Origin of the sequence: Streptomyces lusitanus, from assembly GCF_042647945.1 — a bacterium.
GTDB lineage: Bacteria > Actinomycetota > Actinomycetes > Streptomycetales > Streptomycetaceae > Streptomyces > Streptomyces pseudogriseolus.
Window position 1 is genome coordinate 70,673 of record NZ_JBHRWL010000003.1, and the last position, 12,768, is coordinate 83,440.

Annotated in this window: 1 protein-coding gene; it reads right to left on the reverse strand. The window is 74.0% G+C overall.

Annotated features, from left to right (window positions below; all coding sequences use genetic code 11):
• Positions 1–40: 40 nt before the first annotated feature.
• Positions 41–12,592 (reverse strand): type I polyketide synthase, encoded by a 12,552-nt coding sequence (locus tag ACFOSY_RS04865; RefSeq protein WP_394305454.1) that lies wholly within the window; start codon positions 12,590–12,592, stop codon positions 41–43.
• Positions 12,593–12,768 lie beyond the last annotated feature (176 nt).

Below are 12,768 nucleotides of genomic sequence, written 5' to 3' on the forward strand. Positions count from 1 at the left end.
CAGCCCTTCGAGAATCGGGAGGTCGTGTCGGGGGGACCGCTCAGGAGATCCCGAGTTCCCTGTCGATCAGGTCGAACATGTCCTCGTCGGAGGCGTCGACCAGTTCCTCGTCTACGTCCGTGTGCGCCGGGTCGCCGGTGTGTGCCGGGGCGCCGGGGGATGCCGGGTCGCCGGGGGACGCCGTCCAGCTGTCCAGCAGTCCGCGCAGCGCGTCCGCGAGTTCCTGCCGGCCGGCGGGGTCGGCGGCGGCGCGGTAGGCCGCCTCGATGTCCCGCAGCCGTGGGTCGAGGACGGTGCCGGGAGCCGTGTCGCCGGGGAAGAGCTCGTCGTCGAGGTGGCCGGCCAGCGCGTTCGGTGTGGGGTGGTCGAAGACGATCGTCGCGGGCAGCCGGGTGCCGAGCGCGGAGCCGAGGCGGTTGCGCAGTTCGACGGCGGTCAGCGAGTCGAAGCCCATGTCCCGGAACGCCTTGCCCGTGCGGACGCCGTCGCCGGAGCCGAGCACCGTGGCGATGTGGGTGCGGACCAGGTCGACCAGGCGGCGGCGCCGCTTGGCGGGGGGCAGGGCGGCGAGTTCTCCGCGCAGTCCGTCGGCGGCCGTGGTGTCGTCCTGCCCGGCGGCCTCCTCCTCGTGCCGCCGCGCCAGCAGGTCACGGACCTCGGGCACGTCGTCGATGAGCGGCCGGTGGCCGTGCGCGCAGTACGCCGGTACGAACCGGTCCCAGCGGATGTCGGCGACGACCAGGGTCGTGTCGCCGTCCGCCACCGCCTCGCGCAGCGCCCGCACGGCGAGCCCCGGTTCCATCGCCGGCACGCCCCGGCGCAGCAACTGCTCCCCGACCTCGGCGTCGACCATGCCGCCGCCCGCCCAGGCGCCCCAGGCGATCGAGGTGGCGGGCAGACCGGCGCCCCGGCGCCGCTCGGCGAGCGCGTCGAGGTGGGCGTTGGCGGCGGCGTAGGGCGCCTGTCCGCCGTTGCCCCAGACGCCGGCCCCGGAGGAGAACAGCACGAACGCGTCCAACGGCCGGTCGGCCAGCAGCTCGTGCAGGTGCTGGGCGCCGACGACCTTGGCGTGCACGAGGTCGACCGCCTCGTCCGCGTCGACGTCGGTGAGCGGCCTGGCCCGGTCGACGACACCGGCGGTGTGGACGACCGCGGTGAGCGGCAACTCCTCCGGTACGCCGTCCAGGAGGGCGGCCAGTGCGGCACGGTCGGCGACGTCACAGGCGACGACGGTCACCCGGCAGCCCAGGGCGGTCAGCTCCTCGCGCAGTGCCTCGGCGCCGGGGGCGTCCGGTCCGCGGCGGCTGGTCAGCACCAGGTGCTCGGCTCCCTCGCGGGCCAGGTCCCGGGCCACATGGGCGCCGAGCGCGCCGGTGCCACCGGTGACGAGGACGGTGCCGCGGGGCTTCCACCCGGGACGGCCGGCCGCCGGCTCCGCGGCCCGGGGCGCGCGGACCATACGCCGGACATACACGCCACCGGCGCGTACGGCGAACTCCGTCTCCCGGCCGCGCTCCCCGGCGCCTTCCGCGCCGTGTCCGGCGAGCAGGGCGGTCAGGCGGGACAGCAGGCCGTGCGCGTCGTCCCCGGCAGGGAGGTCGACGAGGCCGCCGGCCCGTTCGGGGTCGTCGAGCCCGGCCACCCTCAGCAGGCCCCGGACGGCGGCCTGTCCGGTGTCCGGGGTCTCCGTGGTGGCGTCGGCCGCCACCGCTCCCCGCGTCATCGCCCAGAGGGGGGTGACGAGTCCGGTGTCCGCGAGCGCCTGGCTCAAGGCCATCGAGGCCAGGAGCCCGCGCGACACACCGCTGCTCCGCTTGTCGGGGGCATCGTCCAGCGCGAGGAGCGACAGCACGCCCGCGGGCGGTGCTCCCGGGGAGGTGAGGGCGGCCAGCCGTTCGGCCAGCACCACTCGGTCCGCGTTGTCCGGCACGTCGAGGCGTACGACGTCGGCGCCCGCCTCGGTGAGTGCGTCGCGTGTCCGCAGCGTCAGCTCGTCGTCGGTCCACGTCTCGGGGACGGCGAGGAGCCAGGTGCCGTCCAGGGCGTTGGCAGCGGGCAGTTCACGGGGCTGCCAGACCACCCGGTAGCGCCAGCTGTCCACCGTGGCACGCTCCTTGCCCGCCTGTCGCCAGGCGGACAACGCCGGAACGACCTCGCCGAGGGCCTCGGTGGCCTCCAGGCCCAGGGTGCTGGCGACCTGCTGGAGATCGCCCTCCTGGACGGTGCGCCAGAACTGCTCCTCCACCGGATCGGCGGACGTCTGCGGCTCGGTCTTGGGCGCCTCCAGCCAGTAACGGCGGTGCTGGAAGGCGTAGGTGGGAAGGTCGACGCGGCGCGGGGACAAGCCGTGGAAGGCGGGCGTCCAGTCGACGGGGACGCCGCGCGCCCACGCCTCACCCAGAGACGTGTAGAGGCGGTTCAGGCCGCCCTCGCCGCGGCGCAGCGAGCCGACGACCACAGCGTCGATGTCGGCCGCTTCGACGGTTTCGGCGACCGGCACGGTCAGCACCGGGTGCGGGCTCATCTCCAGGAACGCACCGTGCCCGGCTTGCGCCAGCCGCCGCACGACCGGCTCCAGCAGTACGGTCTGACGCAGGTTCCGGTACCAGTAACCGGCATCCGTCTCACCCGCGCTGATCCACTCCCCCGTCACCGTCGACAGGAACGGCACCGACGGCGTGTGAGCGGTGACCGGAGCGAGCAGCTCCGCCAACTCCGCTTCGATGGACTCGACATGGGCCGAGTGCGAGGCGTAGTCTACCTCGATCCGGCGCACGCGTACCCCGGACTCCTCCGCATGGACCATGAGCTCGTCCAGGGCGTCCGCGTCACCCGACACCACCGTGGACGTCGGCCCGTTCACCGCAGCGACCGAAATCCGGCCGTCCCAACGGGAGATCAGCGACTCGGTGTCCTCGTGCGTGAGCGCGACGGACACCATCCCACCCCGCCCGGCCAACGCCACGATCGCCCGCGACCGCAACGCCACCACACGCGCACCGTCCACGACACTCAGCGCGCCCGACACCACCGCGGCAGCGATCTCACCCTGCGAGTGACCCACCACGGCCGCAGGCCGCACACCGAACGACTCCCAGACCGCGGCGAGCGACACCATCACCGCCCACAGCACCGGCTGCACCACATCCACCCGGTCCAGACCCGGCGCACCGTCCTCCCCGCGCACCACGTCCGTCAACGACCAGTCGACGAACTGAGCCAGCGCCTCACCACACTCCGCGAACCGCTGCGCGAACACCGGCGAGGAGTCAAAAAGCTCCACCGCCATCCCGGCCCACTGCGCCCCCTGGCCCGGGAACACGAACACCGGCGAACCGGCCGACGGCGCCACCACACCCGACGCCACCGGCTCACCGCCCACCAGCACCGCCCGATGCTCGAACACCGACCGCGACACCACCAGCGACCACGCCGCATCAACCGGCCGCACCTCAGCCGACTCCAGATGCGCCGTCAGCCGCTCGATCTGACCGGCCAACGCTCCCTCGGAACGAGCCGACACCAGGAACGGGACCACTGTCTCGTCCTCGGCCGAAGGCGCTACCGGGGCTTCCGGGGCCTCGCCCTCCTCCAGGATCACGTGCGCATTCGTGCCACTGATCCCGAACGACGACACCCCGGCCCGGCGTGGACGCCCGTCCGGCGTCTCCCACTCCCGGGCGCGCGCCAGCAGCTCCACCGACCCCGAGGACCAGTCCACGATGGTGCTGGGCCGTTCGGCCGCCAGTGACCTGGGCAGGGTGCGCGCCCGCATCGCCTCGACCGTCTTGATGATGCCGGCGACGCCGGAGGCGGCCTGCGTGTGGCCGATGTTGGACTTCAGGGACCCGAGCCACAGCGGATGGTCGGCGTCACGTTCCTTGCCGTAGGTGGCGAGCAGCGCCTGCGCCTCGATCGGGTCGCCGAGCTTGGTGCCCGTGCCGTGCGCCTCCACCACGTCCACGTCCGCCGCCGACACCCCCGCGTCCGCCAACGCCGCCCGGATCACCCGCTCCTGCGAGGGACCGTTGGGCGCGGTGAGGCCGTTGGAGGCGCCGTCCTGGTTGACCGCGCTGCCGCGCACCACCGCCAGGACCTGGTGCCCCTTGGCCCGCGCGTCCGACAGTCGTTCCAGCAGCAGTACGCCCACGCCCTCGGAGAGGGCGAACCCGTCCGCGTCGTCGGCGAACGGCTTGCAGCGGCCGTCGGGTGCGAGTGCCCGCTGGCGGCTGAAGGCGACGAAGGGGCCGGGGCCCGACATCACCGTGGCCGCACCGGCCAGGGCGAGGGAGCACTCGCCGTCGCGCAGAGCGCGCACCGCCAGGTGCAGCGCGACCAGCGAGGACGAGCAGGCGGTGTCGACCGTCACCGCCGGGCCCTCAAGACCCAGCGCGTACGCGATACGCCCCGACGCCACACTGGCCGCGGCGCCGGTGGCGAGGTAGCCCTCGTTGTCGCCGGAGGCGGCGCGCAGTCGAGTGGCGTACTCCTGGTCGGTGAGGCCGATGTAGACACCCGTGGAGCTGCCGCGCAGGGCCTTGGGATCCATGCCGGCGCGTTCGAGGGTCTCCCAGGTCGTCTCCAGGAGCAGCCGCTGCTGCGGGTCCATCGCCGTCGCCTCACGCGCCGAGATGCCGAAGAAGCCGGCGTCGAACTCGCCCGGCCTCTCCAGGAAGCCGCTCTCACGGACGTAGCTGGTGCCGAGGTGATCGGGGTCGGCGTCGTACAGGGCGTCCAGGTCCCAGCCGCGGTCGGTCGGCAGCGGTGTGATGGCGTCCACTTCTTCGCTGACCAGCCGCCACAGGTCCTCCGGGCTGCGCACGCCCCCGGGGAAGCGGCAGCCCATGGACACGATGGCGATGGGATCGTCCGCGTGGACGTCGCGCGTGTCGCCCGTGTCGTGCGCGGTCGCCGCCTCCCGTCCCGGCGTCTCCGGTCGGCCGAACGCCCGCTCCTCGATGCAGGCGGCCAGGGCGGTGATGCTGGGGTGGTCGAAGACGACGGTGGTGGGCAGGGTGAGCCCGGTGGCACGGTTGAGCCGGTCGCGGAGGGCGACGGCGGTCAGCGAGTCGAACCCCATGTCCTTGAAGGCCGTCTCGTCGCCGAGGGCCCCGGAGGCGGCGGGGTCCTGGGTGTCATGTCCGAGCACGGCGGCCACGGCGGTGCCCACCAGCGCGCGCAGTGCGGCCGGCCGGCGGGCGGGCTCCAGGGCCGCGATCTCCCGCAGGGCGCCTGCGTGGCCGTCGCCGCTGGCGGCTGCGGTTCCGTCGCTGCCGGCGTCTACCGTGATCACGGCGTCGGGCAGCTCCCGCAGGAGCGCGCTACCACGCACGGAGGTGAAGACCTCGGCGAAGCGCCGCCAATCGACATCGGCGACGGCGACGAACGTGTCGTCGTGGTCGAGGGCCTGCTGGAGACCGGTGATCGCGGTGGCGGGCTCGATCACGGGGACGCCCCTGCGGGCGAGGTCGCCCTGCACGGACTCGGCGATCATGCCGCCGCCGGCCCAGGGTCCCCAGGCCACGGAGAGCACGGGGGCGCCGTCGGCGCGGCGACGCTCGGCGCGGGCGTCGAGGATCGCGTTGGCGGCGGCGTACGCGGCGTGGTCGGCGACTCCCCAGGTGCCGGAGATGGACGAGAAGTAGACGACGGCGTCCAGCTGTTCGGCGTCAAGGACGGCGTCGAGGTGTTCCGCGCCCAGCACCTTTCCGGAGAGGGTGGTCTCAAGGTCCGCCGGCCCGGCGTCCGCCACAGGGCCCAGCGCGCTCACGCCTGCCGCGTGGACGACGGACCGTACGGGGGTGCCGTCCTCGGCGAGACGGACGACCAGGCCGGCCACCGCTTCACGGTCGGCCATGTCGCAGGCGGCGACCGTCAACCGGGTCCCGAGCGACCGCACTTCGGTGCGGAGTTCCTCGACGTGGGGGCCGTCGCCCGTACGCCCGGTGAGGACGACGTGTTCGGCGCCGTTGTCCGCCAGCCAGCGCGCGACGTGAGCGCCGAGCGCTCCGGTGCCGCCGGTGACGAGGACGGTGCCGCGCGGCTTCCAGACACGCGGGGGCGTCTTGCCACCGGTGGGTGCGTGGACGAGCCGACGGCCGTACGCCTTGCCGTCCCGCAGGGCGACCTGGTCCTCCTCGCCGCCCGCGGCGATGACGTCGGGCAGGAGGGCCAGGGTGCGGTGAGCGGGAACGGCGGGGAGGTCGACAAGTCCACCCCACCGCTTGGGGTGCTCCAGGGCCGCGGCTCTGCCCAGGCCCCAGACGCCGGCCTGCACGGGAGCCGTCGGGGCCTCGTGCGGACCAACGCCCACTGCCCCTTGGGTCGCACACCACAGCGGTGCGTCGATTCCCGCGTCACCGAGGGCCTGGACGAGCGCGAGGCTGCCGGCCAGCCCCAGCGGAACGGCCGGTCGCTCCGGGTGCGGACGGGTGTCGAGGGACAGCAGGGAGAGAACGGCCGTGACCGTGCCGGCACCGTCGGTGCGGTCGAGCAGCGCCTGGAGGGCTGCCCGGTTCATGTCCTCGGACGCGACGGTGAGCGTCAGGGTGCGGACGCCTCGGTCTTCGAGCGCGGCCCGTACGGTGGTGGCCACGTCGTCGTCCTCGACGGCCGCGGGGACGACGAGCAGCCAGGAGCCGTCGATGTCGGCCGGGGCCGGGGTGAGGGCCGGAAGGGCCCGCCACGCGACACGATGACGCCAGCCGTCGACCAGCCCGTGCTCACGGCGCGACCGCCGCCAGGCGGCCAACGCGGGGACGACCGCGTGCAGCCCCTGCCGGCCGTCCTGGTCGGAGACACCGAGGGTGGCGGCCAACTCCGACAGGTCGCCTTCCTCCACGGTGCGCCAGAACTGTTCCTCCACCGGATCGGCGGCCGCCTGCGGCTCGTTCTTGAGGGCTTCCAGCCAGTAACGGCGGCGCTGGAAGGCGTAGGTGGGCAGGTCGACGCGGCGCGGGGACAGACCCTTAAAGGCGGGCGTCCAGTCGACGGCGACACCACGCGCCCACGCCTCACCCAGGGAGACGTACAGGCGGTCCAGGCCGCCCTCACCCCGGCGCAGGGAACCGACGACCACTGCATCAGTGCCGACCGCTTCGACGGTTTCGGCGACCGGCACGGTCAGCACCGGATGCGGGCTCATCTCCAGGAACGCACCGTGCCCGGACTGCGCCAGCCGCCGCACGACCGGCTCCAGCAGTACGGTCTGACGCAGGTTCCGGTACCAGTAGCCGGCATCCGTCTCACCCGCGCTGATCCACTCCCCCGTCACCGTCGACAGGAACGGCACCGACGGCTCGCCCGCCGCGACCGGGGCAAGAAGCTCCGCCAACTCCTCCTGGATCGACTCGACGTGGGCCGAGTGCGAGGCGTAGTCCACCTCGATCCGGCGCACCCGCACACCGGACTCCTCCGCGTGAGCGACGAGTTCGTCCAAGGCGTCGGCGTCACCCGACACCACCGTGGACGTCGGCCCGTTCACCGCAGCGACCGAAATCCGCCCCTCCCAACGGGAGATTAGCGACTCGGTGTCCTCGTGCGTCAGCGCGACGGACACCATCCCGCCCCGCCCGGCCAGCGCCACGATCGCCCGCGACCGCAACGCCACCACACGCGCACCGTCCACGACACTCAGCGCGCCCGACACCACCGCGGCAGCGATCTCGCCCTGCGAGTGACCCACAACAGCCGCAGGCCGTACTCCGTAGGACTCCCAGACGGCGGCGAGCGACACCATCACCGCCCACAGCACCGGCTGCACCACATCCACCCGGTCCAGACCCGGCGCACCGTCCTCCCCGCGCACCACATCCGTCAACGACCAGTCGACGAACTGAGCCAGCGCCTCACCGCACTCCGCGAACCGCTCCGCGAACACCGGCGAGGAGTCAAGAAGCTCCACCGCCATCCCGGCCCACTGCGCCCCCTGCCCCGGGAACACGAACACCGGCGAACCGGCCGACGGCGCCACCACACCCGACGCCACCGGCTCACCATCCACCAGCACCGCCCGATGCTCGAACACCGACCGCGACACCACCAGCGACCAGGCCACATCAACCGGCCGCACGGCAGCCGACTCCAGATGCGCCGTCAACCGGTCGATCTGACCCGCCAACGCCGTCTCGGAACGAGCCGACACCAAGAGCGGGAGAACCATGTCGGCGTCAGTCGCAGGCACTTCCGGGGCTTCCGAGGCCTCGCCCTCCTCCAGGATCACGTGCGCGTTCGTCCCGCTGATCCCGAACGACGACACCCCCGCCCGACGCGGGCGACCGTCCGGCGTCTCCCACTCCCGGGCCTGCGCCAGCAGCTCCACCGACCCCGACGACCAGTCGACGTACGGCGTGGCTTCCTCGGCGTGCAGGGACTTCGGGGCGACACGCGCCCGCATCGCCTCGACCGTCTTGATGACGCCGGCCATACCGGCGGCGGCCTGACTGTGGCCGATGTTTCCCTTCACCGAGCCCAGCAAGAGCGGGCGTTCGGCGTCGCGCTCCTGCCCGTAGGTGGCGAGCAGCGCCTGCGCCTCGATCGGGTCGCCGAGCTTCGTGCCCGTGCCGTGCGCCTCCACCACGTCCACGTCCGCCGCGGACAGTCCGGCGTCCGCCAACGCGGCCCGGATCACCCGCACCTGGGAGGGACCGTTGGGGGCCGCCAAGCCGTTGGAGGCACCGTCCTGGTTGATGGCCGAACCGCGGACGACGGCCAGCACCTGGTGCCCGTTGGCCCGCGCGTCCGACAGGCGCTCGAGCAGCAGCACGCCGACGCCCTCGGCCCAGTTGGTGCCGTCGGCCCCGGCGGAGAACGGCTTGCAACGGCCGTCGGGTGCCAGACCGCGCTGGCGGCTGAACTCGACGAACATGCCGGGACCGGACATCACGGTGACGCCGGCCGCGAGGGCGAGGGAGCACTCGCCGTCGCGCAGGGCGCGCACCGCCAGGTGCAGCGCGACCAGCGAGGACGAGCAGGCGGTGTCGACCGTCACCGCCGGGCCCTCAAGACCCAGCGCGTAGGAGATGCGCCCCGAGGCCACACTGGACGTGGTGCCGGTGAGGACGTGGCCTTCGACGGCTTCGGTGGCTTCGTGGAGACGGGGGCCGTACTCGGGGGCCGTGGCGCCGACGAAGACGCCGGTGGGGGTGGCGTGCAGGGTGCGGGGGTCGATGCCGGCGCGTTCCAGGGTTTCCCAGGCGGTCTCCAGGAGCAGCCGCTGCTGCGGGTCCATCGCCGTAGCCTCGCGCGGCGAGATACCGAAGAAGGCGGCGTCGAACTCGCCCGCGTCCTCCAGGAATCCGCCTTCGCGGACATAGGTGGTGCCGTTGCGGCTCGGGTCGGGGTCGAAGAGGCCGGTGAGGTCCCATCCTCGGTCGGTGGGGAACGCGGAGAGTGCGTCCGCCTCGTCGGTGACGAGCCGCCACAGGTCCTCCGGGCTGCGCACGCCCCCGGGGAAACGGCAGCCCATGGACACGATGGCGATGGGATCGTCGTCGGTCCTGCCGGTACGGCCGGTGGAAGTGGCGGGCGTGCCCGCGAGGTCGTCGGTGTCGGCGCTCAGACGGTCGGCGAGGCGGGCCGGGGTCGGATACTCGTAGACCGCCGTCGCGGGGAGGGCGCGTCCGGTGAGGGCGTTGAGCCGGTCGCGCAGTTCCACGGCGGTGACGGAGTCGATGCCGAGGTCCTTGAAGGAGCGCCGGGGGTCGACGGCCGCGGGGTCGGAGTGGCCCAGTACGACGGCGGTGCTCTCCTGCACCAGGCGCAGGGCGTCGGCGCCGGACGGCAGCGCCGGGGCATTGTCCGACCGGGCCTGAGCGGTGTCGGGAAGGTTGGAGCCCACGCTGGGAAGGTCCGGGCCGGCGCTCGGAAGGGCCGGGGCGGCGCTCGGAAGGGCCGGGGCGGCGACCCCGGAGATCCAGTGCCGCCGCCGCTGGAAGGCATACGTCGGCAGGTCGACGCGGCGGGGCGTGAGTCCGGCGAAGACCGGTGTCCAGTCGACGTCGGCGCCCCGGGCCCACAGGGCGCCCAGGGAGGCCTGGAAGCGGGCGGGGCCGCCGTCGTCGCGTCGCAGGGTGCCGGTGACGACGGCCTGGCGGGGACCGGCGGCGGTCTCGACGGTGTCCTGGACGGGGCCGGTGAGGACGGGGTGGGGGCTCACCTCGACGAAGGCGCCGTGTCCGGCGGCCGTGAGGGCGCGCACCGCGGGTTCGAGCAGGACCGGCTTGCGCAGGTTGTCGTACCAGTAGGCGGCGTCGGTGGGGACGTCGAGCCAGTCGCCGGTGACGGTGGACAGGAAGGGCACCTCGGGGGTGCGCGGGGTGATGGGGGCGAGGAGCCGCAGCATCTCGTCGCGGACGGGTTCGACGTGCGCCGAGTGGGAGGCGTAGTCGATGCCGACGCGGCGGGCGCGTACGTTCTCCCGTTCGGCGGTGGCGAGGATGTCGGTGACGGTGTCGGCGTCGGCGGAGACGACCGTGGAGGTGGGGCCGTTGAGGGCGGCGACGGTGACGCGGTCGTCCCAGCGGGCGGTGAAGTCGCGTGCGGCGTCCGGGGTGAGGGCGAGCGACACCATGCCGCTGCGGCCCTCCAGGGGGACGAGGATCTTGCTGCGGAGGGCGACGACCAGGGCCGCGTCCTCGAGGCTCAGGGCGCCGGCGACGCAGGCGGCGGCGATCTCGCCCTGGGAGTGGCCGACGACGGCGGCGGGCCGCACCCCGTGCGCCTGCCACAGGGCGGCCAGGGACACCATCACGGCCCACAGGACGGGCTGGACGACGTCGGAGCGGTCCAGCGGCGGGGCCTCGGGGTCGCCCCGCAGTACGGCTTCGAGGTCCCAGTCGACGTGCGGGGCGAGGGCGCGTCCGCAGGCGGCGAGGCGGTCGGCGAAGACCGGTGAGGTGGTGAGGAGTTCGGCGGCCATGCCGTGCCACTGGCTGCCCTGGCCCGGGAAGACGAACACCGGCCGTCCGATGTCGCCGTCGACGGGTCCGGCGGGGACGACGGTGGCGAGCTGGTCCAGCAGGCTCGTGGTGTCGGCGCCGACGGCGAGGGCGCGCTGTTCCAGGTGGGTGCGGGTGGTGAGCAGGGACCAGGCGGTGTCGACCGGGTCGGGCCGGACGGCGCGGACGTGGCCGGTTAGGCGTTCGGCCTGGGCGCGCAGGGCCTCGGGCGTGCGGGCGGAGAGCAGCCAGGGGACGGTGACGGGGGCGGTGCGGGGGGTACCGGGCGTTCCGGCCGTGACGGCGGACGCGGGGGCGTCGGGGGCGTCGGGGGCGGTTTCGAGGACGAGGTGGACGTTGGTGCCGCCCATGCCGAAGGAGGAGACGCCCGCCCGGAGAGGCGCGCCGGGGGTGTCCGGCGTCCAGGGGGCGAGGTCGCGCTGGACGCGCAGGCCGAGCGCGTCGAGGTCGATGGCCGGGTTCGGGCGCTCGTGGTGAAGACTGGGCACGAGGTGGCCGTGGGAGAGGCACAGCACGGTCTTGAGGAGCCCGGCGATGCCGGCCGCGCCCTCCAGGTGACCGATGTTGGTCTTCACCGATCCGACGGCGAGCGGGGCGCGGCGGCCCGCGGCGCGGCCGAGGACCTGTCCGAGGGCGGCGGCCTCCACGGGGTCACCCACGCGGGTGCCGGTGCCGTGGAGTTCGACGTAGCCGACGTCGGCGGGGTCGACCCCGGCGCGCTGGTAGGCGGCGCGCAGGACCGCCTGCTGGGCGGTGGCGTCGGGGGTGGTGAGGTCGGCGCCGTCGCCGTCGTTGTTGGCGGCGCCGCCGCGGATGACGGCGTACACGCGGTCGCCGTCGGCGAGGGCGCGGCCGAGGAGCTTGAGGACGACGACGCCGCCGCCCTCACCGCGTACGTACCCGTTGGCGCGGGCGTCGAAGGTGTGGCAGGCGCCGTCCGGGCTGAGCGCGCCGAACTGGGCGGCGGCCAGGGAGCTTTCGGGGCTGAGGTTGAGGTGCACGCCGCCGGCGAGGGCGAGTTCGCAGTCGCCGAGGCGGAGGCTGTCGCAGGCGAGCTGGACGGCGGTCAGGGACGAGGACTGGGCGCTGTCGACGGTCATGCTGGGGCCGGTGGCGCCGAGCGCGTGGGACAGCCGGTTGGCGATGAGGGCCCGGTTGAGTCCGGTGAGCGTGTGGTGTCCGGTCCGTGCGCCGGACCGCCGTACGACGTCGGCGTAGTCGCAGACGTCAGCGCCGAGGTAGACGGCGGTGGCCCGGGGGGCGGACGCGGCGGGGATGCCGGCGTGCTCCAGTGCCTCCCAGCCCAGTTCGAGGGCGAGCCGGGCCTGCGGATCCATGGCGTCGGCCTCGCGGGGCGAGATGCCGAAGAACGCGGCGTCGAAGTCCGCGGGCGCGGTGATGAAGCCGCCCCGGTGGGGTGCGGTGCCGCCGTTCGGCAGCGGCCAGCCGTCGGCGGGAGCGCCGTCGCGGCGGTCGTCCGGGGTGTCGGTGACGGCGCTGCGGCCCTCGGTGAGGAGGTCCCAGTAGGCGGCCGGGCCGTCGGCTCCCGGAAGCCGGCACGCGAGACCGACGACGGCCACGGGTTCGTGGCCCGGTGCGACGTTCCGGAGGTCGGTGGGCACCGGCTCGTTCATCGATGGCACTCCAGATACCGAGGGCGGGGGGGCGGGAGCAGCCCTCACATTCGCACGCGGTCAGGGGGCGTCCGGCCGCCGCGCGAAACGCTTTAGGGGAATTCCTAGGCACGTCGGGGGCGTTGCGGGGCCCGGCCCCGGCGGGGTTGTCGACGCGTCGCGGGACGGGCGCGGGA

Coding starts and splice junctions, on each gene's coding strand:
- ACFOSY_RS04865 (WP_394305454.1), bottom strand. CDS start 12,592: ATGAACGAGCCGGTGCCCACCGACCTCCGGAACGTCGCACCGGGCCAC.